Genomic DNA, 23,058 nt, shown 5'->3' with positions numbered 1-23,058 from the left:
TCCTCGGGGGCCGCTTCGCCGGCTGTGCGGGTCAGGCCGTCACATCGTCCCCTGCCGCGGCCACCCGCTGCCCGGGCACGGTCGCCGGCACGGCCTCGGCGGCTCCGGCCGCCGCCCGTGACTCCTGGCCGACGTTGCGCGTCTCGGCCTTGATCGCGAGGTTCGCCACCGCGGTGTTGAACTGCGTGATGGAGGTCGGCTCGTCCGGGCCGAGCAGGTACCGCTTGAGATCCTTGCGGTCCTCGGCCAGCGGGTCCGCCGCCGGGTTGCGTACGGCGTCCAGCAGCTCGCCCAGTTCGGCGGCGCTGTTGGACAGGATCGTCGCGGCGCGCACCGCCGTGTTCTGACGCTTGAACTCCTCCACGCCCACCTCGGCGGAGTCCGTGACGGCGTACGGCTTGCCGCTGGCGATGAAGTCGGAGACCACGCTGGAGATGTCGGAGACCATCGCGTCGGAGACGTTGAAGCAGTCGTACAGGCGCGGCTCGGCGCCCGTGATGACGCGGTGCTCCCAGACCGGGAAGGAGCGCCAGTACGCGTCGTTCCACTCGGCGCGCAGCCGGGCGATCTCCTCGTGCCTGCCGACGTCCAGCAGACCGTCCCGGGTGGCCTCCGCCTCGTCGCCGCCGTTGCCCTTGCCGCCCTTGTTCTTGCCGGACAGCTCGGCGAGGCGGGCCTCGATACGGGCGAGCTCGGCCTTGGCGGCGGTCTGCGCGGCGGTGTCGGCCTTGAAGCGCGGGTCGGTGGCGCGCTCGGTGGCGGCGTGCTTGACCAGCGCGGTGATCCGCTGGCCCGCGGCCTTGGCCTCGGCGCTCACGGTGCCGGTGAAGGGGTGCGGCTTGTACAGGACGCGGACCGGCGGGTCGGCCTGCACGAGCTGCCGCACGATGTTCTCGCCGGCGAGGACGATCGAGGTGTTGCCCGGGTTGCCGTCCCAGCCCTCCCAGGTGGGCGCGTACAGCACGGTCGGGCAGCCGCCGTCAGCGGCTGCGCCGCGGGCGCCCTCGGGCCCGCCATGCCAGGTCTGGATCGGCGCGAGCTGCGGGCGGCCGACCTCGACGATGTCGTCGTCACGGACACCGACATCGGCTATGGCGTAGCGGTCGCGGCCCGCGCGGCCCGCGGTCCACACCTCGTCGTAGACCTTGCTGTACGGGTTGACGCTGGCCAGCTTGTCGCTGTCGCCGTGCCCTATGAAGACGTGCTTCATGGTGGGGACGCGCAGCAGGTGGATGTTCTTGCCGACGTTCGCCGCGTACAGGGCGACGCGCACGTTGGTCAGGTCCATGTTCATCAGGTGCACCCCTCCGGGCACGCAGATGACGGGGACCGTGGTGGCCGCCAGGTTGTTCAGGATGACGCGCTCACGCAGGATGATCAGCGGCTTGGAGTCCAACTGCTCCATCGTCTCCAGCCACATGTTGACCTGGTACGCGGAGTCCTTGGAGCCGGAGAAGTACAGCACCGTCTCGGGCCGGTACTCGGCCAGCCAGTCGTCGACGGCGGCCAGGACCTTCTCGGCGTTCGGCGGGATCTTCGCGCCGCGCACGTACGGCACCAGCGCGAGGACGTAGAGGCAGCCCAGGCCGACCGTGATGCCGATGCCGACGAAGCCGGCCACGGCCGACTCCAGGGACGCCGAGACCAGGATGCCGCCCACGGCCGCCAGGTCGAGGTGCAGCATCTTCTCGGCGGAGCGGTGCAGCAGCCTGCGCGGCGGGGCGTCCGGGATGCGGATGCGGGAGGCGAGGTCGACATTGCGGGTGGCGACCGGCATACGGCGGCGGTTGCGGATCAGGGTGACCAGCGCGCCGTGCGGGGCCTGAAGGCCGTAGAAGGCGATGAAGCAGGCGATGGCCCCGTAGTAGATCAGGTTGTCCGCGAGGCCGAGCCGGGCCAGCAGCAGGATCAGCAGCAGCTGCCGGATCAGGAAGCGGATCGACAGACCGGCCCGGACCTTGCTCAGGCGATTGACCAGATAGCTGCCCTTGCGGTGCAGATAGTGGTCCGCCAGGTACGTCACGGCGGTCGCGGCCACGAAGGCGGGAACGCTCGGGACGAGCGCGGCCAGCATGAGTGCCGGGAAGCCCAGCACCATGAAGGCCGCCGCGGCCAGCTCGGCCGCGCTGCCCACCCGGGCGACGCGAATAGCGGTGGATATCACGAAGAACCTGCTCAGGGGAGGGGCTGGTCTGAAGGGGGAAGGACTCAGGCCCCTGTGAATTCTTCGTGAATGAAGAATCGCAGAGGCCTGAATTCCATAAGGCTATTAACCGCTGATTATGCCATGCCGTCCTGGCGGTCCAGAACACTGGCCAGCGCCTGCTCGAAGCCGGACGCCTTGCCCGCCGCCGCCGTCGGGTCCTGCTGACGGACGTCGATGACATGGCCGGTCAGCTCGGAGAGCAGCACGTCGAGGGACGTACGGGCGACGGCCTCGGAGGAGAGCAGCGAGCCGGCGGGCTCCTGGCCGAAGGCCTTGGTGCGCATCGGGGTGGCGGTGCGCTCGGGGTTGATGCAGTTCACGCGGACGCCGTCACCGGCCCACTCGTCGGACAGCGCCTGGGTGAGGTTCACCATGGCGGCCTTGGTCGAGGAGTACAGGCTGTACTCGGCGCGCCCGCGGGTGTAGCTGCTGGAGGTGTACAGCAGCAGCTGGCCCTTGGTCTCGGACAGGTACTTGTACGAGGAGCGCGCGATCTGCACCGGCGCGAGGTAGTTGACCTTCAGCGCCTCCTCGATGGTGGCGTTGTCGGTCTCGGCGAGCTTGCCGATGCGCAGCACGCCGGCGGTGTTGACCACGTAGTCGATCCGGCCGGTCTCGGCGTACGCCTTGGACAGCGCGTCGTCGACCTCCTCCGGGTTCTCCACGTGGGTGCCGGTGGTGGAGCGGCCCAGAGCGTAGACCTTGGCGCCGTAGGACTCGGCGAGTTCGGCGATGTCCTTGCCTATGCCGTAGCTGCCGCCGAAGACGACGAAGGTCTTGCCGGTCAGCAGCTGCCGGTAGGTCTCCTCGCTCACCTGCTCGGGAGCGGCGGTGGAGGCCAGCTGGAAGAGCTTGTCGGCGATGAAGACGTCGACGGGCTGGGTGACCTTCATGTTGTACTCGTCACCCGCGACGACGTGGATCGGCACGTCCGGCAGGTACTTGAGCACCACGGAGCAGTCGTCGGTGGCCTGGAAGTTGGGGTCGCCGGCCGCGACCTCGTAGGCCCGCTTGATCGTGGACAGCTTGAAGGCCTGCGGGGTCTGGCCGCGGCGCAGGCGGGAGCGGTCCGGGATCTCGGTGATGAACTCGCCGTCCTCACCGTGCGTGCGCGTGACGATGATGGTGTCCGCGGACGGGATGGCCACGTCGACGGCCTGGAAGCGGTCCAGGGCGACGACACAGTCGTCGATGACGCGCTGCGACAGCAGGGGGCGTACGGCGTCGTGGAACAGGACGTTCAGGTCCTCACCCTCGGCCAGGCCCTCGCCGAGCGCGTCGATGGCGCGCTCGGTCGTCTCGTTGCGGGTCGAGCCGCCCTCGATGATCTTCTTGACCTTCGTGAACCCGGCCTTGGCGACGATCTTCTCGATGTCCGGGACGTAACCGGGCGCCATCAGCACGATGATGTCGTCGATCGAGTCGGCCTTCTCGAAGGTGGTCAGGGTGTGCTCGATGACGGCCTTGCCGGCGATCTTCAGCAGCTGCTTGGGGATCGACAGACCCACGCGCTGGCCGGTTCCACCGGCCAGGATCACTGCGGTGGTACGGGGCTTGGCTATGTGCTGGGACACAGGTGACCTACCTTGTGGCGACTGGGAACTTCGAAATGGTCCCACTTGGGGTTACCGCAGTGCAAGGTGAGTGACCCCGGCCGCATATGTGCGCGCCACCTGTCATTCACCTTGCACGCATGGCCCTTGCCCGGAAGCCCTGTGAAGGTTCCTGTGAATTGCTGTGAGTAACGGCACAGGTTCACGGACGCCACCTCGTGGGTGACATGTGCCCTTTGTGCTCATCGACCGTGCTCATCAACTGTGCTCATCGACGCCCCGCGTCGGCACCTCGGCCTTCACGCCACCGGGACCGGGGGTGCACATGTTCTCCATTTGCACCCCCGCGCCGTTTGGCATCCGCTGTGAATAGAGCTTCACGGACGGCTCATTCGGCGCGGAATTCCGCATCAAGATTTTGCAGCATTTCGGTCTCGGTAACGCAGGCATGACGAGAGACCCGGGACACGGATGCCATGGATGTGTCCCAGGTCACGATCAGACGTCACCCCCGCCGGGCCCTCGGCGGGGCCGTCACACCACCTCGACGCCCGGCTCCCCCGCCTCGACCCGCAGCCGCGCCAGCGTGCTCGGCGTCGCCGTCGGCCTGCGGACCGTGTCCACGATCCTGACCTGGGCGTCGATACCGTCCCGCCGGATGTCGAAGAGGTGGTAGCCGCGGTGGGCGTCGAGCAGCTTCCAGTGCGGGTTGTCCGGCACCCGTGGGTCCCACTCCCGGTGGAAGGCGTCCTGGTCCTGGTCGCCGTTGCTGGAGATCGACGTTCCCACGAACTCGGCGCCCACGACGTCGGAGCCGGGGTCGGCGTAGTCCTCCTTGAGGTCGCTGATCATCGTCAGATGGCGGTCGCCGGTGAACACGACCGGGTTGCGGACCTGCTTCAACTCCCCCATCAGGGCGTTGCGTTCGGCCTGGTAGCCGTCCCAGGCGTCGTAGTACCAGAGCTTGCCCTCGCCGACCTTGAGATCGGTCTCGGCCATCATGATCTGCGAGCCGATCAGGTTCCAGCGGGCCGGCGAGTGCCGCAGTCCGTCGAGCAGCCACCGCTTCTGCCGGGCGCCGAGCATGGTGAGCCCGGGATCCTGGGCGCCCTCCTGGCTGGTGGCCTGGTCACTGCGGTACTGCCGGGTGTCCAGCACGCTGAGCCGGGCGAGACGGCCGAACTCCAGGCGGCGGTACATCTGGATGTGCGGGCCCGTCGGGACGGCGCTCGCCCGCACCGGCATGTGCTCGTAGAACGCCTGGTAGGCCGCGGTGAGGCGGGCCACGAAGGCGTCGTGCGGCTGCTTGTCCGGGTCCTGCGGGATCTCACCGGCGAAGTCGTTGTCGACCTCGTGGTCGTCGAAGGTGACCACCCAGGGCGCGTTCGCGTGCATCGCCGCGAGGTCCGGGTCGGTGCGGTACTGGGCGTACCGGTTGCGGTACTGGACGAGGCTGTACGGCTCCCCGGTGCCCTCGTGCCGGCGCACGCCGGTCGCCGACGGCGTGGACTCGTAGATGTAGTCGCCGACGAACAGGACGACGTCGGGGTCCTGGGCCAGCATGTCGGCGTACGGGGTGAACCAGCCGTGCTGCCAGTTCTGGCAGGAGGCCAGCGCCATGCGCAGGCTGCCGCCGGAGCTGTAGGGGTGGGGCGCGGTGCGGGTGCGGCCGGTGGGCGAGATCTGGCCGCCGGCGCGGAAGCGGTACCAGTACGTACGGCCCGGGCGCAGCCGCCGCACGTCCACGTGCACGCTGTGCCCCAGCTCGGGCCGGGCCTGGGCGACGCCCCTGCGCGCCGGCTTTCTGAACCGCTCGTCCTCGGCGATCTCCCACTCGACCGGGACGACGGCATCGGGCATGCCGCCGCCGTTCAGCGGGTCCGGGGCGAGACGCGTCCACAGGACGATGCCGTCGGGCAGCGGGTCGCCGGAGGTGACACCGAGGCTGAACACCCCGTCGGGCAGCGGCGTTTCGGCGGCTCGCGCCGTGGTCGGCAGCCACAGCTGGGCGGAGGCGGCGGCACCGAGGACGGCGGCGCCGGCGGTCAGAAAGCGACGTCGGTCGGGCGACATGGATCCGCTCATCGTTCGCGTTCCGGGCGCTGCTGCGGTCATCGGCGAACTCCCTTGCCTCGCTGGCCTCTTGGACACTTCGGATGCTCACGCGCCTGGGCGGTCGGCTCACTGAACTGCGTGCTTCGCGTGCATGACAAGAAGGGAGACAGCAGAAGACCCGTTGCGGCACGGGAACGTGCCCTTGCCACAACGGGTCTGTCGTTCGATCAGGAGGTGAACCCCGGAACCCGGCTTCGACATCGGCCGCGACCGTGCCGGAGCGGGCGCCTTGGCCCGTCAGTCCCCCAGCGAGGCCGCGAACCGGGCGCCGGCCGGGGGCAGGCCCATGGTCGTCGGACCGAACGACGACGAGCCGCTCGCGGTGATACCGCCGGACCTGGCGGAGAACAGCCACACGGAACCGTTGCCGGCGTTCTCCGCGGGGTCGCCGACGATCAGCCCGTGCTTCTTGTCCCCGTCGGGGTCGACGAAGGCGGTCTCCGCACCGAACTTGTCGCCCTTCTCCGCCGTGCCGGGAACACCGGCGGTCTGCTGGGTGAACACCTTGCTGCCGGTCGCGGTCAGGCCGTTCGCGCTGCCGCGCAGCACGAGGACGCTGCCGGCGTCGGTGATCTTGTCCAGGTCCTCGCCGGGCAGCCCGGTCGCCAGGTCGGCGTAGCCGTCGCCGTCGGTGTCGCCGATGGACAGACCCGACCCCATGCCGTCGCTGTGCTCGCTCGCGCCCGGCACACCGGCCGTGTCCTGGTTGAACCACACCGGCTTGCGGGTGGTGGAGAACCCGCCCGGACCGCCGTACACGACAGCCAGCCCGCCGCCGCGGAAGGGCGGTTCGGCGCTGTCGTACATGTCGTCGGAACGGCCGACGACGACATCGCCGTAGCCGTCCTTGTTCAGGTCACCGATCGCGGTGTCCTCGCCGCCGATGATGTGGCCCTGGGCGTCCCTGAGCCAGCCCTTGAACGTGAGGCCGTCGCTGCCGCCCGTGAGGAGAGCGACGGCACGCGAGTCGGCCGACCCGTTGCTCCCGATGCGCGCGACGACGTCCGCGACCCCGTCGCCGTTGACGTCACCGGCCGTCAGCGCGTTGAACCGCGTCCCGCGCTCCGGCCGGAGACCGAAGTAGTCCTTCTTCGCGGGCTGTCCCTCTCGGTCGAAGGGGCCGTGCCACACCGTGCCGTCCCCGTTGTCCGTGCCGGGGTTCTCGCTCTGCCAGTCGTCGGCGCCCACCGTCACCACGTCCGGACGCTTGTCGCCGTCCACGTCCCCGACGGTGAACTCCCCCTGCCACTCGCCCTGCGGGGCCGTCGTCACGGTCGTCGCCCGCTCCGACAGCCCCTTGGGGCCGCCCCAGTTGACGACGAGGGAGTATCCGCTGTCGATGTCCCACATGTAGGTCCGGACCGAGGACAGCAGATCCGCGTACCCGTCGCCGTCCAGATCGGCGCTCTGCAACCGTGTGCCGTACCCGCCGTCGTAGTCGCCGGCCGGCCACTTCAGCACCTGCCCCCGCGAGGTCGACAGCCCGCCGGCGGCGCCGTACAGCACACTGACCGCACCGGACCTCGCGTCCCCGCCCAGCGCGGTGCCCGGCGCGCCGATCGCCAGGTCGGCGTGGCCGTCCCCGTTGAAGTCGTCGTGCAGCCGCTTCGTGCTCGGTCCCGTGCTCCCGGTCTTCGTGGCGGCGCTGACGACGGCCGGAACCGCCAGCGTGCCGGCGACGAGCACGACGCCGGTGGCGAGGACCAGGCGTCTGCGGCGGGAGAGAAAGGTGCGGCGACGGGAACGCGAGGGCACGACAACTCCGGTGATTCAAGGGGCGGTTGACGCGCGGGCAAGTCCAAGATCCTCTTCCGCGCCGCCCAGTACGACTCACCGGGGCACCGAGGGGTTGCCCTGGGATGCGCCGCGAGTTTCCCGCACATTCACCGATCCGGACCGACCGCGTCCGGGAACGACGGCGCCGGGGCACCCTCTGGTGCCCCGGCGCCGTGAAGATCCGTGTGATCCGTGTGATCCGTGTGATCCGTGTCCGTCAGAACGGCTCGAAGTCGTCGAACTCCCGCGACGCCTCGTCCCGTTCGGCCTGCTTGTCCCGCCTGCGCTGCGCGGAGGGCCGCGGCGCCTCGAAGCGATGGTCCTCGCCGCGGCGGCCCAGCATCTCCGCACCGGCCATCACGGTCGGCTCCCAGTCGAAGACGACCGCGTTCTCCTCGGGCCCGATGGCGACGCCGTCGCCGGAGCGGGCGCCCGCCTTCATCAGCTCCTCCTCCACCCCGAGGCGGTTGAGCCGGTCCGCGAGATACCCCACGGCCTCGTCGTTGTTGAAGTCGGTCTGCCGCACCCAGCGCTCGGGCTTCTCACCACGCACCCGGAACAGCGGCTCGCCGCCGGCGTCCTCGCGTGTCACGGTGAACCCTGCGTCGTCGACGGCCTTCGGCCGGATCACGATCCGGGTCGCCTCGTCCTTCGGCTTCGCGGCCCGTGCCCTGCCCACCAGATCGGCCAGCGCGAACGACAGCTCCTTCAGCCCGGTGTGCGCGACGGCGGACACCTCGAAGACCCGGTATCCACGAGCCTCCAGATCCGGCCGCACCATCTCGGCGAGGTCCTTGCCGTCCGGTACGTCGATCTTGTTCAGGACGACGATCCGCGGCCGGTTGTCGAGACCGCCGTACTCGCGCAGCTCCGCCTCGATGATGTCCAGGTCGGAGACGGGGTCCCGGTCGGACTCCAGCGTCGCCGTGTCCAGGACGTGCACCAGCACGCTGCACCGCTCGACGTGCCGCAGGAACTCCAGGCCCAGGCCCTTGCCCTGGCTGGCGCCCGGGATCAGGCCCGGGACGTCGGCGATGGTGTAGACGGTCGAACCGGCGGTCACCACGCCGAGGTTGGGCACCAGGGTCGTGAAGGGGTAGTCCGCGATCTTCGGCTTGGCGGCGCTCAGCACGGAGATCAGCGAGGACTTGCCGGCGCTCGGGTACCCGACCAGCGCGACATCGGCGACCGTCTTCAGCTCCAGCACGATGTCCTGGAGGTCGCCGGGCTCACCCAGCAGCGCGAAGCCGGGCGCCTTGCGCCGGGCCGAGGCCAGCGCGGCGTTGCCGAGGCCGCCCCGGCCGCCCTGCGCGGCGACGTACGACGTGCCGTGCCCGACCAGGTCGGCGAGGACATTGCCGGCCTTGTCCAGCACCACCGTGCCGTCCGGCACCGGCAGCACCAGGTCCTGGCCGTCCTTGCCGGAGCGGTTGCCGCCCTCGCCGGGCTTGCCGTTGGTGGCCTTGCGGTGCGGGGAGTGGTGGTAGTCGAGCAGCGTGGTGACCGATTGGTCGACGGTGAGGATCACATCTCCGCCGCGCCCGCCGTTGCCGCCGTCGGGTCCGCCGAGCGGCTTGAACTTCTCACGGTGGACGGAGGCACAGCCGTGGCCTCCGTTACCCGCGGCGACGTGCAGTTCGACGCGGTCCACGAAGGTGGTCATGGTGCGGTGCCTCCAGTTACGTACGGGAATGTCTCTTGTGCAACACGCGAAAGGCGGACCCGCTTCCCCGCAGGGAAGTGAGGTCCGCCTCGCGAAAGCTTCCGGTCAGGCGACCGGAACGATGTTCACGACCTTGCGGCCACGGTGGGTACCGAACTCCACCGAACCGGCCTGGAGGGCGAACAGCGTGTCGTCGCCGCCACGGCCGACGCCGGCGCCGGGGTGGAAGTGGGTGCCGCGCTGACGGACCAGGATCTCACCCGCGTTGACGACCTGACCGCCGAAGCGCTTCACGCCGAGCCGCTGGGCATTCGAGTCGCGACCGTTCCGGGTGGACGATGCGCCCTTCTTGTGTGCCATTTCTCCTCAGTCCCTTACTTCGCAGCCGTGGGGATCTCAGTGACCTTGATCGCCGTGTACTGCTGGCGGTGGCCCTGGCGACGGCGGTAACCGGTCTTGTTCTTGTAGCGCAGAATGTCGATCTTCTGGCCCTTGTGGTGGTCCACGACCTCGGCCTGGACCTTGATGCCGGCCAGCACCCACGGGTCGCTGGTCACAGCGTCGCCGTCGACAACGAGCAGGGTCGAGAGCTCGACCGTGTCGCCAACCTTGGCGGTGGAAATCTTGTCAACCTCAACGATGTCGCCGACAGCAACCTTGTGCTGGCGACCACCGCTGCGCACGATGGCGTACACGCGGATCTCACTCTCTCGCTCGGGAACGGCACCCTCGCAGTCCAGCCACCGGAAAACCGGGCGGCCTCTCCGAAAGCACCCGGTGCTCCGGAGGAAGAGGTTTACGAGGATGTGGCGCGTCCTTTATCTGCGGACACGCCGAGGGTCAAGGTTACGGGGCCGTGGCCGAGGGGGTCAAACCGGGCCGGTCCCCGACGCAGTGCGGCCGGTCACATGGACCGGCCGCACCTCGCGTCACTCACGACGCGTCAGACGCGTCACTCGTCGGTGGCGGCAGAGACCGTGGTCTTCTTCGCCGTCGCCTTGGCGGCAGCCGTCTTGGCGGTGGTCGTCTTCGCCGCCTTCTTGGCCGTCGCCTTCTTGGCGGCCGTCTTCTTGGCCGCGGTCTTCTTGGTGGCGGCCTTCTTCGCGGTGGCCTTCTTGGCCGTCTTACGGGCCGTCTTCTTGGCCGGAGCCGTCTCCTCGACGTCCTCCTGCGCGGTCACCGCGGCCTCCGGCTCGCCGGCCTCCGCCGCGGGCACGACCACGACGGCCGTCTCCTCGGACGCGGTCGGCGCGGTGGCCTTGCGCACGGCACGGCGCCGCGGACGGGCGGGAGCGGCGCTCTCGGTGACCTCCTCGGCCGGAGCCTGCCCGGCCTGCTCCGCCGGAGCCTCGGCCGGGGCTTCGGCGACCGGCTCGGGCGTGGTCTCGCCGACCGTCACCACGGCGGCCTCGGCCCCCGCGGGCGACCCGGCGGGCGCCGACACCTTCCGGGTCGCACGACGGCGCGTACGTCCCTTGGGCGCGGCCTCGTCGGCGGCCGGAGCCTGGGTGGTCGCCGCGGCCGGCGTCTCGACGACCGCGTCCTCCACAGCGGCCGGCTCGGCCTTCGCCTCGGTGGCCGACTCCGGCTGCACCGGACGCGCGACCTCCTCCTCGACGGTGACGTGCTGGGCCGTGGGGGCCGCCTCGGGCTTCTTCGGCGCACCCGCCGGGGCGGACACGCGCCGACCGCCACGCCGCCGCGAACGACCACCGCGACCGGCGGCGGCCTCCGCCTCGGCGACGCTGCTGTACAGCTCCTCGTCCGGCGCGAAGGCGGGCTCCGCGAGCGCGGCGGGCGCGGCGACCTCGGCCGCGACCTCGGCCTCGGACTCCGCCTCCTCCTCGGCCGTCTCGACCGGCTCGGTGGCGACGGACGCCTCGTGGACGTGCTCAGGACCGGCACCGGCACGCGCGCGCTTCTTGCGCTTGCCGCCGCCACCGCCACCGGCGGACGTCGGCTGCTCCATGTGCACGATGACGCCGCGGCCGTTGCAGTGGACGCAGGTCTCGGAGAAGGACTCCAGCAGGCCCTGGCCGACCCGCTTGCGGGTCATCTGCACGAGGCCCAGCGAGGTCACCTCGGCGACCTGGTGCTTCGTACGGTCCCGGCCCAGGCACTCCAGCAGGCGCCGCAGCACCAGGTCCCGGTTGGACTCCAGCACCATGTCGATGAAGTCGATGACGATGATGCCGCCGAGGTCACGCAGCCGCAGCTGGCGGACGATCTCCTCGGCCGCCTCCAGGTTGTTCCTGGTGACGGTCTCCTCGAGGTTGCCGCCCTGGCCGGTGAACTTGCCGGTGTTGACGTCGACGACGACCATCGCCTCGGTCCGGTCGATCACCAGCGAACCGCCGCTGGGCAGCCAGACCTTGCGGTCCAGCGCCTTGGCGAGCTGCTCGTCGATGCGGTACGTGGCGAAGACGTCGACCTCGCTGGTCCACTTCTGGAGCCGGTCGGCCAGGTCGGGCGCCACGTGCGAGACGTATCCGTGGATGGTCTCCCAGCCCTCGTCACCGCTGACGACGACCTTGGAGAAGTCCTCGTTGAAGATGTCCCGGACGACCCGGACGGTCATGTCCGGCTCGCCGTACAGCAGCGTCGGCGCGTTGCCGTTCTTGGCCTTCTTCTGGATGTCCTCCCACTGCGCCTGGAGCCTCTCGACGTCCCTGCGCAGCTCGTCCTCGCTCGCGCCCTCGGCGGCGGTACGCACGATGACGCCCGCGTCCTCGGGGACGATCTTCTTGAGGATGGTCTTCAGCCGGGCCCGCTCGGTGTCGGGCAGCTTGCGGCTGATGCCGGTCATGGAGCCCTCGGGGACGTACACGAGGTAGCGCCCGGGGAGAGAGACCTGGCTGGTGAGCCTGGCGCCCTTGTGCCCGATCGGGTCCTTGGTGACCTGGACGAGCACGGACTGGCCGGACTTCAGGGCGGACTCGATGCGCCGCGGGCCGTTGGCCATGCCGAGCGCTTCGAAGTTGACCTCACCGGCGTAGAGCACCGCGTTGCGGCCCTTGCCGATGTCGATGAAGGCGGCCTCCATCGACGGCAGCACGTTCTGGACCTTGCCCAGGTAGACGTTGCCGACGTACGAGGTCGACTGCTCCTTGTTGACGTAGTGCTCGACGAGCACGTTGTCCTCGAGGACGCCGATCTGCGTACGGTCGCCGTGCTGGCGGACGACCATCACGCGCTCGACAGCCTCACGGCGGGCCAGGAACTCGGCCTCGGTGATGATCGGCACGCGGCGGCGGCCCTGCTCACGGCCTTCGCGGCGGCGCTGCTTCTTGGCCTCCAGGCGCGTGGAGCCCTTGATGGACTGCACCTCGTCGGACGGCTCGGCCTTCGGACGCGGCTCGCGGACCTTGACGACGGTGCGCTCGGGGTCTCCGTCGCCGGGCTCGGTGTCCACACCGGAGTCCCCGGCGCGACGGCGCCGACGACGACGGCGACGGCTGGAGGAACTGGACCCGGAGCCGTCCTCGCCGCGGGCGTCCTCGGCGTCCTCTTCCTCCTGCTCGGCGGTGTCCTCGGCGTCCTGCTCGGCCTGCGCGGCAGCGGTGTCCTCGGTCTCGGCGTCGGCGCCCTCGACGTCCGACTCCGCGGCCTCACCGCGACGACGGCGCCGGCCACCGCGCCGACGACGGCGACGCGACCCGGTCTCCTCGCTCTCCTCGCCGTCCGCGGAGTCCTCGGCGCCTTCCTCGGCCTCCTCGGACTCGTCCTCGGCCGCGGTCTCGGTCTCGGTGCCCTGGGCCTCGGCGTCCTCGCCGAACCCACCGCCACGGCGCCGGCGACGGCGCTTCGACGTCGCGGACGGCTCCTCCTGGAGCTCCTCGGCGTCCTCGGTCTCCGCCTCGGCGGCGGCCTGTGCCGCGGCACGCTCGGGCGTCTGGAACTGCGGTTCGGTGAACACGGGCGCCTGGAACACGGCCACTGCGGGCCGCGCCGGACGCGGGGCCTCGTCGGAAGCCTCGGACGCGGCGGCCCGGCCGGGCTCGGCGAACCCGCCCGCGGCCCCTCGGGCGACCCGGCGACGGCGCCGGGGGGCGGCCTCCTCGCCGGACTCGGCCGCGGGTGCCTCGGGCTGCGCGCCGACACCGGTGACCGCGGCGGCCTCGGTCTCGGCACCCGGGGTCACGGGGGTCTCGGCGGCGGCCCCCTCTTCGGCAGCGGCGGGCGCGGCCGTACGGCGGGTGGCGCGACGACGTGAACGACGCGGGGCGGCCTCGGCGGCCTCCGCGGTCTCACCGGACTCAGGGGCGTCGGCCGCCACGGCGGGTGCCTCGGCCTCGGCGGGTTCCTGCGGCACGGTGGCAGCCTCGGCGGCCTCCGCGATCTCGGCCGTCTCAGCGGTCTCGTCGGCAGCGGCGGGAGTGGCCGCCGGGGCGGAGACACGGCGGGTGGCACGGCGACGCGTCCGGCGCGGGGCAGCTTCTTCGCTGTCCGCGGCGGGCTCGGCCACCACGGCGTCCGCGGCGGCGCTCTCGGTGCCGTCGGTGCTCTCGGCGGTCGCGGCGTTCTGCACCGCGGCCGGAGCGCCGGCCGGCGCCGAAGCCCGGCGGGTGGCGCGACGACGCGTGCGGGGCGGGGCCGCCTCCTCGGTCACCTCGGCCGGGGCCTGGGCGGCGGCAGGGGTCTGCTCCTCGGCGGCCGGTACGGCAGCCGTGGTGGCCGTGGCGGGAACCACCGTCTCGGCGGCCTCGGCTGCGGCCGGCGACCCGACGGGCGTGGACGCACGGCGCACCGCGCGCCGACGCGTACGAGCCGCGGGGGCGGCGGGCTCCGCCGTCTCCTCGGCTTCCACGGCCTCCTCGGCCTCAGCGGTCGTGTCGGCCTCGACGGCCTCGACACTCTCGTCGGGCTTCTCGGCCTCGTCGCTCACGGCCGCCGCATCGGCGACATCAGCGACATCGGCGGCCGGTACGGCCGGCTCGACCAGCTCCGCGGGCTGCGCCTCGGCGGCAGCGGTGGGGGGTCCCGCCGGGCGGGACGCGGCGCGACGCCGCCGGCGCGGCGGCAGGGTGTCGCTGGGAGTGTTCAGTTCGGAACCCTCGGTGGGTTCGGTCGGTTCGAGCATGCGGGCGTTTCTCCCGTCAGGCTCCCGGGCGCCGCGCCTGGTCCGGCGGTGTGCCGGTGACGTCCGCGGCTCGCGCGGTGCGCGACTGCCGCCGTCCGGGGCGCGGGCGCCGCACGGGAGCTCTCTGTGTCCTGTCTCGCCGGTTCCGTACGCCTCATGCGTACGGCCTGGCGAAAGTCTTCTGGTCGGTGCGCTGCCCGACCCAGGTGGCTCCCGAGTACGAGGGCGGCGCTTCGACGTCCGTCCCTACGCGGAACCTTCCTTACGCCGGCGCCGTCGCGGCGGCAGCGGTCTCGGCCTCGGTTGGGGCCGTCGCTGCCTCGCGGTCAGGCGCGAGCGGGTCGGTCACCGTGCCGGTCTCTTCATCGAACAGCCCCTGCGCCAGCCTGGTCACCGCTGCGGGGACCGGCGGCGCCAGGTCGGCCACGGCGCGGAGACCGGACAGGACGTCGTCGGGTCGTACGGCAGGCGTCACGTGCCGAACAACCAGCCGCAGTATCGCACAGGGCTGGTCGGTCGGCCTATCAGCCGTTTCACTCTGTGTTTCAAGTTGTACGACCGCGGGGCGGGCGTCGAAGGTCCGGACGCCGTTCTTGGTCATCCGCTGGACCTCGACCGCCTCGGCGGCGTTGAAGGCCGCCACGGCTCGCTCGGCCTCGGCCGGTTCCACGCCGTCCAGCCGCAGCTCCCAGACGGAAGCGGTGAGCCGGTCGGCGAGCCCCGAGGTCCGGGCCTCGACCGCATCGACGATGTCGAGGCCGGTGGGCAGCGACTCGTCGAGGAGAACCCTCAGCTTCTCGGGATCCCGCGCCTTGGTGAGCGCGATCTCCAAATACTCCGCCTCACTGCCCGTGCCGGTGGGTGCGGCATTGGCGTACGACACCTTCGGATGCGGCGTGAACCCCGCCGAGTACGCCATCGGCACCTCGGCACGGCGCAGCGCACGCTCGAAGGCGCGCTGGAAGTCACGGTGGCTGGTGAACCGGAGGCGGCCGCGCTTGGTGTAGCGCAGTCGGATGCGCTGCACCGCGGGTGCGGGCGGCGGGCCTTCGGGCTGTCGCTTGCCCAGTGTCGTTCAGTCCTTCGTGAGAGCGGTCGTACTGCTACCAAGAGTACGTGTCTCGCGGCCCGTAGGTTCCCGCCGGGCCACCGCCTCCCGCTGCCGCGGCTCCCCGAACAGCATCCGCCGGACGTCGGCGCGCGCCTGCCGTACGGAGTCGCGGGCGGCGGTGAGGGCCTGCCGGGTGGCCCGGCCCACGCTGCGGGCGGCATCGGCGACGGGCCGCAGCACGGCGTCGCGGACGGCGTGCCCGACCGGCGTGAGCACCGTGCGGTACACCCAGCGCACCGGCTCGACGAAAATCCACCGGAAGAGGCCGGCCAGGAACCTGCCGACGGCGAGCGAGATCCGCCCGGCGACCCGCCACGCGTGCCCGAGCGCGTCCCGGATCTCCCGCCCGAGCACGGCGAGCACCCGCCCGACGGGCGCCAGGACCCACCGGTACAACCCCACCGCGGGCAGCACGAACAGCACGCGCACGGTCCAGTACAGCGCGACCCCGATCCCGGTGACGACCGCGCTCACGGCCCGCCCGACCGGCGCGAGCACCCACTGGTACACCCACACGGCCGGAACGACGACGAGGTACCGCCCCAGCCAGGCGAGGGCGCCGAACACACCGAGCCCGATCGCGGCGAACACCGCACCGAGCCCCTTCAGGACCCACATCAGCGCATGCCCGATCGGCGTGAGCACGCGCGCGTACAGCCACGCGAGCCCGGCCAGGACCCCACGCCCCAGCCACGCGCACGCGTGCCCCGACGGAGTCAGCACATACCGGTACAGCCATACGGCGGGCACGACGAGGAGGACGTTCCCCAGCCAGGCGAGCCCCGTGCCGAGGGGTACGAGCACATACCGCCACAACCCCACGAACGGCCACACGAACACCGCCCGCCCCAGCCAAAGCAGGGCCCGTCCCAACGGCCGCAGCACGGTGTCGTTCAAGAACCGTCCCGCAACGACAAGCGCGTCCCACGCCATCCGCACCGGCACGACCACCAGCAGCGCGACGATCCGCACGGGAAGACGTATGGCGACGACCAGGCAGCCCTCGGGCTCCTGCCGTCGCGCCGACGGCTTTTCGAGATCCATACCGTCGTAGACGCCGGTACGACGTGGCCGGATGCAGACGGCGAGAATCACCGGGCGGTAGTGCCGAAGATCACCGTGCCTGGCGACGGGCATCGGCCAGGCGTCACACCCCACGCCCGGCGTCACGGACCACGACGACCGGGCACGGTGTCAGTGAGCAGTGTCAGTCCCCCGTGCCATCATCCTCGGGTGCTCAAGATCCCCGGATACGCGGACGGCCCCCTCGTCCAGGGCGGCGCCTACCTGGACAGCCCCCTGTTCTGGCCGGTGCACCTCGGCAGCTGCCTGCGCGGCGAGGACGCTCAGCGAGTCGCGTTCGGTGCCGACTGGGACGCGGCCATGGAGCTGCAGCGCGCGCTGTCGGCCGAGCACCAGTGGCCGGTCTTCGAGGTGCCCTTGCGCTCCGGCCACACCATCCACATCGTCTACCGCAATGACGAGGGCGAGCGAGGGGTGGACTACCTGATACATCACCCGACGTGGCCCGAAGCCGAGGAGCTGGCGGTCGACGACGGTCACTTCATGGGCCCCGGCATGGCCTGGCCGGAACTGGTGTCCACCGCTCGACGACCGACGGCGCAAGGCATCCGCGACCCGGACGCCCGACTCCTGCTCCTCTTCCCCACCCTCGGCGACGCACAACTGCCGGACGACGCGGCCACGATCCTCACAGCTGCGCTCACCGCACTCACCGTGATCGAGGAGCCCGCCGAACTGGCGGGGATGCTTCTGGAGAAGCAGGGCCAATGGGCCCGCGCGCACTGGAGTTCGACCCACGGCGTCCGCGTCAACGACGGCGGCCACTCCTTCCGAAACCCCGCCAATACCTTCGCCATGCCGGAGGAACGCCTGCGGGAGATCAGCGTCGCACTGCACGACGTCTCGCGATCACCGTGACAACAGATCCCCAGGGAACGCTTGTGCGATGCTCGCTCGATGGATGATCTACACGTCCGCCCGGCGGCCGAGCCCGATCTGACAGCCCTGGTCCGCCTGCGCGACGACGCCGCCCGCTGGATGCTGACCCGGGGCATCACCGGCCAGTGGCAGCCCGGGGAACTCGACGAGGAGCACTTCCGCCGGACCATGGCTCACGGCGAGGTCTGGCTCGCGGAGACCGACGGCCACATCGCCGGCGCCTGGGAGGTGTGGTGGGAGGACGAAGCCGCCTGGGGCCCCCAGCCGCCCGTGGCCGGTTATGTGCACCGGCTCATGGTGGACCGGGCCACCGCACCACCCGGGACGGGACGGCGACTGCTGCGGGCCGCGGAAGACCGAGTGGCAGCGGCGGGCCGGACACACGTCCCCCTGGACTGCCTGGAAAGCAACGCCCCGCTCAACGCCTACTACCGGGACGCCGGTTACCGGGTCGTCGGCCGCAAGGAGGGCAAGCCCCAACCGGGCGGAACACCCAAGTCCTTCACCCTGCTGGAGAAGGAACTCGCGTAGGCGAAAGGAGCGATCACCGACCGGCGCACCCATCCCTCCCGTTTCCCGCCGCGGAGCCACGCCCCATGCGATGATCACCACGCATGCGATCGGGGGGCCGTCATCAACGCTGCACGCACGGTCGCTTCGAGCCGCACCATCGCAGCCGATCGACGAAAGGCCATCCGTGCGCAGGCTCGTCTACTACATCGCCACCACGCTCGACGGTTTCATCGCCGGGCCGGACGGCGCCGATCCAACCGGTCCGAACGGCTTCTGGCCGATCCCGGACGACTACATCCAGCACCTCGTGACCGAGTACCCGGAAACTCTGCCCGCCCCGGCCCGGGCGGCCCTGTCGGTCACGGCGGAAGGAACACACTTCGACACCGTCCTCGAGGGCCGGCGCACCTACGAGATCGGCCTCGCGGCCGGAATCACAAACGCCTACCCACACCTGCGCCACCTCGTCTTCTCCCGCACCCTCCAGGAGAGCCCGGACCCCGCCGTCGAACTGGTGGCCGACGATCCGGTGGCGAAGGTACGGGAGCTGAAGCAAGAGGCCGGCAAGGACATCTGGTTGATCGGTGGCGGGGAGCTGGCCGATTCCCTGTACACCGAGATCGATCAGCTGATCCTCAAGGTGGGACCGCTGACCATCGGTGCCGGGATTCCCCTCTTCTCCCACAAGGCCACCTTCGATCCAACCCGCTGGGAACTCACGTCCCACACCGCCCTGAAGAGCGGAGCGCTGTTCCTCACGTACACACGCATCACCGACTAGTCGGCGGAGCTCGGTTCAGGAACTGGCAGTGCGGTCGAAGCTGGTGATGTTGAGTTCGATGCCCTTCACGCCCTTGAGCGTCGTGAAGTACTCGCCCCGGGCGGACTGCCCGGGCCGCACGTCGGTCTCAAACTGCGACCCGTTCGCCACGCGAGTACCACCGGCATCGACCGCCTCCCACTCCCACGAGTAGTCGGACTTCTCACTACTACTGTTCTTGATCGTCCACACGAGCCAGATGTTGACGATTCCGGCTTCCGAGCGGTCGTCCAGCTCGAAACTTATGAGGTCGGCCCGTTCACCCCGGGGCTCCTTCGGGGTGCTGGTCGTACTCAGCGCGGGCGTGGTGCTCTCATCGCCGTCCCGCAGCGCAACCGCCAGGACGACGACGCCGATGACGACGACCGCAGCCACAGCTCCTGCGCAGCCCCAGAGACAGCCACGACCCCGCCGTCTCTTCTGCGGCGGCCCGGAAGGAGGCACCCATGCCCCTACCGGCTGATCGAAGCCGCCCGGGCGGGAGCCCCATTGCGGACCACCCGCCCGCGTTCCCCCACCCGATGGGTCACTCGCCGACATACGGGCCTCCTCCGCAGCGCATGCCGCAAACGCTAAGGAGGCAGGAGCCGCACAGCGAACCGGGATCGGCCAGTCAGGGGAAAACCCCTCAGTGCGAGTGCCCGCCAGGCGCAGCCGCCGCGTTCTTGACCGTCAGCGGCAGCAGCTTCTTCCCGGTCGGGCCGATCTGGATGGACGTGTCCATCTGCGGGCACACCCCGCAGTCGAAGCACGGCGTCCAGCGGCAGTCCTCGACCTCGGTCTCGTCGAGGGCGTCCTGCCAGTCCTCCCAGAGCCAGTCCTTGTCGAGGCCGGAGTCGAGGTGGTCCCAGGGGAGGACTTCCTCGTAGGTGCGCTCGCGGGTGGTGTACCAGTCGACGTCCACGCCGAAGGGGGCCAGTGCCTTGTCGGCGCAGCTCATCCAGCGGTCGTACGAGAAGTGCTCGCGCCAGCCGTCGAAGCGGCCCCCGTCGTCGTAGACCGCGCGGATGACGGCGCCGATGCGGCGGTCGCCTCGGGAGAGCAGGCCCTCGACGATGCCGGGCTTGCCGTCGTGGTAGCGGAAACCGATGGAGCGGCCGTACTTCTTGTCGCCTCGGATCTTGTCGCGGAGCTTCTCCAGGCGGGCGTCCGTCTCCTCGGCGGAGAGCTGCGGCGCCCACTGGAAGGGGGTGTGGGGCTTGGGGACGAAGCCGCCGATGGAGACCGTGCAGCGGATGTCGTTCGAGCGGGAGACCTCGCGGCCCTTGGCGATGACCTTCGTCGCCATGTCGGCGATCTGCAGGACGTCGTCGTCGGTCTCGGTCGGCAGGCCGCACATGAAGTACAGCTTCACCTGGCGCCAGCCGTTGCCGTAGGCGGTGGAGACCGTGCGGATCAGGTCGTCCTCGGAGACCATCTTGTTGATGACCTTGCGCATGCGCTCCGAGCCGCCCTCGGGGGCGAAGGTCAGACCCGAGCGGCGGCCGTTGCGGGTCAGCTCGTTCGCCAGGTCGACGTTGAAGGCGTCCACGCGGGTCGACGGGAGGGACAGACCGATCTTGTCCTCCTCGTAGCGGTCCGCCAGGCCCTTGGCGATGTCGCCGATCTCGCTGTGGTCGGCCGAGGAGAGGGACAGGAGGCCGACCTCCTCGAAGCCCGTCGCCTTCAGGCCCTTGTCGACCATCTCGCCGATGCCGGTGATGGAGCGCTCACGGACCGGGCGGGTGATCATGCCCGCCTGGCAGAAGCGGCAGCCCCGGGTGCAGCCGCGGAAGATCTCCACCGACATGCGCTCGTGGACCGTCTCGGCCAGCGGGACCAGGGGCTGCTTGGGGTACGGCCACTCGTCCAGGTCCATGACCGTGTGCTTGGACACGCGCCACGGGACACCGCTCTTGTTCGGTACGACACGGGCGATACGGCCGTCGGCGAGGTACTCGACGTCGTAGAACGCCGGGATGTAGACCGAGCCGGTCCTCGCGAGGCGGAAGAGGACCTCTTCGCGGCCGCCGGGGCAGCCCTCCGCCTTCCAGGCGCGGATGATCGCCGTCATGTCCAGCACGGCCTGCTCGCCGTCGCCGATGATGGCGGCGTCGATGAAGTCGGCGATCGGCTCGGGGTTGAAGGCCGCATGGCCGCCGGCCAGGACGATCGGGTCGTCGAGGGTGCGGTCCTTGGACTCCAGGGGGATGCCCGCGAGGTCCAGGGCCGTGAGCATGTTGGTGTAGCCGAGTTCCGTGGAGAAGGACAGGCCGAACACGTCGAAGGCCTTCACCGGGCGGTGGCTGTCCACCGTGAACTGCGGGACGTCGTGCTCCCGCATCAGCGCCTCCAGGTCCGGCCACACGCTGTACGTGCGCTCGGCGAGGACGCCCTCCTGCTCGTTCAGTACCTCGTAAAGGATCATGACGCCCTGGTTGGGCAGCCCGACCTCGTAGGCGTCGGGGTACATGAGCGCCCAGCGGACATCACAGGACTCCCACGGCTTGACCGTGGAGTTGAGCTCTCCGCCGACGTACTGGATCGGCTTCTGCACATGCGGGAGCAGAGCTTCGAGCTGCGGAAACACGGACTCAGCGGCCGCAGCGGCTTCGGCAGACATCTCGCGAACCTTCGTGAGCTGGACTGAACTGACAGGGGTGACCATCTAGCCTAACGCGACCGCGGGCGCCCCCATCACGTCCTGGGGCTCAGATGATCACTTCCTGGGGTTCAGAGGATCGCGTCCTGGGCCCGAGGACGGCGTCCCGGCTCAGAGGGCGTCCGCCCCGTCCTTGATCCCTTTCCAGAACCCTGGCAGCTGGGCCTCCACGGTCACCGCCCGCTGTTCCTCACGCCCGTACAGCAGCCCGTAGGTGAAGGCGCTCTCCCCCGCGGCGTGCGCGACCGCGGACAGCTCGCGCAGGGTCTGGCGGGCCATGACGCTGTCCTGGTGCTCGCCGAGCAGGTTCTGCAGGGCCTTCATCGACTTCACCAGGTCCTTGGCCCGGCCGCCGAGAGCCGGAATCGCCGCCTCCGCCGCATAACGGGTGCGCTTGGTCTTCTTGCGGGCCTCATGGATGGCGACGTCCCGGTCGGTGCCCCAGTCCAGTTCCACCGCCTGCCCCACCAGCGCGGCCACCTTGCCGAAATCCTTCCGTACGGCCTTGGGGAGCACCTTGCCGGGCTTCTTCCCCGCGGCCTTCAGCAGGGGCGGGTCGGTGAGCACCCCGTCCAGGGCGTCGAGCAGGGCCAGGTAGCGGCGGGAGTCGAGGACGCCGATCAGCCGTCCGCTCGCCCCGCCGGGCCTCTCGCCCGCCCAGCGGCTCAGCCGCTCGGCGACCGGGCCGGACACCAGCGTGTGGGGCACCTCGCCGAGGGCCGCCGACAGGCGTTCGTCCAAAACCTCCCGGTCCCGGTCCACGCCCAGCTCCCCGGCCAGCCACTTCAGCTCGTCGGCGATCGGGTCGGTGACGGCCCGGTCCAGGACCTTGCCGAACGACTTGAAGGTGCTGCGCATCCGGCGGGTGGCAACCCGCATGCTGTGCACGGAGTCCTCCACGTCCCGGCGTACGGCGGGGTCGAGCCCGACGATCGCGTCCCGCTGGACGCGGACGTACGCGAGCACATGGTCACCCGCGGTCACGGGCTCCCCGGCGGACGCGGGGGCGGGCTTCGGGGCGGTCTCGGCCAGGGCCCGCGCGAGCTTCGACGCCGACTTCGACGGCCGTACGCCTGCTTTACGCAACCGCTTCTCCACCTTGTCGAGGATGGCCGGGTCGACGTCGTCCGCCAGCTCCACCTCGATCTCGGTCCACTGGGCGCTGCCGTCCCCTCCGGCGAGCCGTTGCGCGAGTACGCCGTCCACGCTGACCTCGGCGAGCACCCGGCCGTCGACGTCCACGAGGTCGCGCACGTCCCGTTCGGAGCGCAGCCGGACCACGGGCACCAGCTCCGCGTCCCGGACCCGGGAGCGGACCAGGCCGGCGAGGGTCTCGGGCAGAGTGTCGGAGAGGGGGGCCTGGATCTCGTCCCGCACACCGGGGGCGACGGGGAACTTGAGATGCCAGCCCGCGTCGGAGCCGCCGGTCCTGCGGCGCAGGGTGATCGAGGACGCGGCGAGACGCTCGTCCGCGGTGTCGTAGTAGGTGGCGTCCAGTTCCGCGACACCCTTGTCGATGACGGCCGCGACGCCGGCGACGCCGGTCAGATCGGGCAGGCCACTGTCGTCGGACTCATACTTCCGCTCGATTTCACGCTTCGTGTCCGCCATGAACCGA

Annotated in this window: 16 protein-coding genes; 3 read left to right on the top strand and 13 right to left on the bottom strand. The window is 70.6% G+C overall.

The genetic code is table 11. The features are described 5' to 3' along the window. Positions 1 to 31 precede the first annotated feature (31 nt). The 10 genes from ACHBTE_RS13680 to ACHBTE_RS13635 form a co-directional block, all read right to left on the bottom strand. The gene (locus ACHBTE_RS13680; RefSeq protein WP_394724172.1) at positions 32 to 2,134 is read right to left on the bottom strand and encodes a hypothetical protein; all 2,103 of its coding nucleotides are present in this window, start codon (positions 2,132 to 2,134) and stop codon (positions 32 to 34) included. Positions 2,135 to 2,280: 146 nt separating this feature from the next. After that, entirely contained in the window at positions 2,281 to 3,780 is a 1,500-nt protein-coding gene (locus ACHBTE_RS13675) for a D-ribitol-5-phosphate cytidylyltransferase (RefSeq protein ID WP_394724029.1), read from the bottom strand. Positions 3,781 to 4,293: 513 nt separating this feature from the next. Beyond that, positions 4,294 to 5,844 (bottom strand): alkaline phosphatase D family protein, encoded by a 1,551-nt coding sequence (locus ACHBTE_RS13670; protein ID WP_394724171.1) that lies wholly within the window; start codon positions 5,842 to 5,844, stop codon positions 4,294 to 4,296. A 267-nt stretch (positions 5,845 to 6,111) separates the two neighbouring features. Beyond that, positions 6,112 to 7,629: an FG-GAP-like repeat-containing protein gene (locus ACHBTE_RS13665; RefSeq protein WP_394724028.1), complete on the bottom strand. Its 1,518-nt coding sequence runs from the start codon at positions 7,627 to 7,629 to the stop codon at positions 6,112 to 6,114. Between the two features lie 238 nt (positions 7,630 to 7,867). Further along, the gene (obgE, locus tag ACHBTE_RS13660; protein ID WP_394724027.1) at positions 7,868 to 9,313 is read right to left on the bottom strand and encodes a GTPase ObgE; all 1,446 of its coding nucleotides are present in this window, start codon (positions 9,311 to 9,313) and stop codon (positions 7,868 to 7,870) included. 105 nt (positions 9,314 to 9,418) lie between these two features. Further along, positions 9,419 to 9,673, bottom strand: a complete 255-nt coding sequence (gene rpmA / locus ACHBTE_RS13655) for a 50S ribosomal protein L27 (protein ID WP_356180782.1) — start codon at positions 9,671 to 9,673, stop codon at positions 9,419 to 9,421. A 14-nt stretch (positions 9,674 to 9,687) separates the two neighbouring features. Further along, positions 9,688 to 10,008: a 50S ribosomal protein L21 gene (gene rplU, locus ACHBTE_RS13650; protein ID WP_003990208.1), complete on the bottom strand. Its 321-nt coding sequence runs from the start codon at positions 10,006 to 10,008 to the stop codon at positions 9,688 to 9,690. A 257-nt stretch (positions 10,009 to 10,265) separates the two neighbouring features. Continuing rightward, the gene (locus ACHBTE_RS13645; protein WP_394724026.1) at positions 10,266 to 14,393 is read right to left on the bottom strand and encodes a ribonuclease E/G; all 4,128 of its coding nucleotides are present in this window, start codon (positions 14,391 to 14,393) and stop codon (positions 10,266 to 10,268) included. A 262-nt stretch (positions 14,394 to 14,655) separates the two neighbouring features. Continuing rightward, positions 14,656 to 15,420, bottom strand: coding sequence for a TIGR03936 family radical SAM-associated protein (locus tag ACHBTE_RS13640; protein WP_394724025.1), 765 nt, complete (start codon positions 15,418 to 15,420; stop codon positions 14,656 to 14,658). A gap of 48 nt (positions 15,421 to 15,468) precedes the next feature. Next, on the bottom strand, positions 15,469 to 16,548 hold the full coding sequence (locus ACHBTE_RS13635; RefSeq protein WP_394724170.1) for a hypothetical protein: 1,080 nt from the start codon (positions 16,546 to 16,548) through the stop codon (positions 15,469 to 15,471). A 189-nt stretch (positions 16,549 to 16,737) separates the two neighbouring features. On the opposite strand from ACHBTE_RS13635, the gene ACHBTE_RS13630 reads away from it, so the two are divergent. The 3 genes from ACHBTE_RS13630 to ACHBTE_RS13620 all read left to right on the top strand — a co-directional run bounded on the left by ACHBTE_RS13630 (position 16,738) and on the right by ACHBTE_RS13620 (position 18,760). Continuing rightward, complete coding sequence (locus tag ACHBTE_RS13630; RefSeq protein WP_394724024.1) at positions 16,738 to 17,445, top strand: hypothetical protein; 708 nt, start codon at positions 16,738 to 16,740, stop codon at positions 17,443 to 17,445. A gap of 39 nt (positions 17,446 to 17,484) precedes the next feature. Further along, the gene (locus tag ACHBTE_RS13625; RefSeq protein WP_394724023.1) at positions 17,485 to 17,997 is read left to right on the top strand and encodes a GNAT family N-acetyltransferase; all 513 of its coding nucleotides are present in this window, start codon (positions 17,485 to 17,487) and stop codon (positions 17,995 to 17,997) included. 166 nt (positions 17,998 to 18,163) lie between these two features. Beyond that, positions 18,164 to 18,760, top strand: coding sequence for a dihydrofolate reductase family protein (locus tag ACHBTE_RS13620; RefSeq protein WP_394724022.1), 597 nt, complete (start codon positions 18,164 to 18,166; stop codon positions 18,758 to 18,760). Between the two features lie 15 nt (positions 18,761 to 18,775). Here ACHBTE_RS13620 and ACHBTE_RS13615 read toward each other — a convergent pair whose 3' ends face one another. From ACHBTE_RS13615 to ACHBTE_RS13605, 3 genes are all read right to left on the bottom strand, one after another. Continuing rightward, entirely contained in the window at positions 18,776 to 19,174 is a 399-nt protein-coding gene (locus ACHBTE_RS13615) for a hypothetical protein (RefSeq protein WP_394724021.1), read from the bottom strand. Between the two features lie 253 nt (positions 19,175 to 19,427). Beyond that, positions 19,428 to 21,401 carry a TIGR03960 family B12-binding radical SAM protein gene (locus ACHBTE_RS13610; protein WP_394724020.1) on the bottom strand — a complete coding sequence of 658 codons (1,974 nt, stop codon included), beginning with the start codon at positions 21,399 to 21,401 and terminating at the stop codon, positions 19,428 to 19,430. A gap of 150 nt (positions 21,402 to 21,551) precedes the next feature. Beyond that, positions 21,552 to 23,051 (bottom strand): CHAD domain-containing protein, encoded by a 1,500-nt coding sequence (locus tag ACHBTE_RS13605; RefSeq protein ID WP_394724019.1) that lies wholly within the window; start codon positions 23,049 to 23,051, stop codon positions 21,552 to 21,554. Positions 23,052 to 23,058: the final 7 nt, after the last annotated feature.

Origin of the sequence: Streptomyces sp. M41, assembly GCF_043673425.1 — a bacterium.
Classification (GTDB): domain Bacteria; phylum Actinomycetota; class Actinomycetes; order Streptomycetales; family Streptomycetaceae; genus Streptomyces.
Note: the sequence above shows the minus strand (reverse complement) of the source record. Positions and strands in the feature narration are given on the sequence as shown.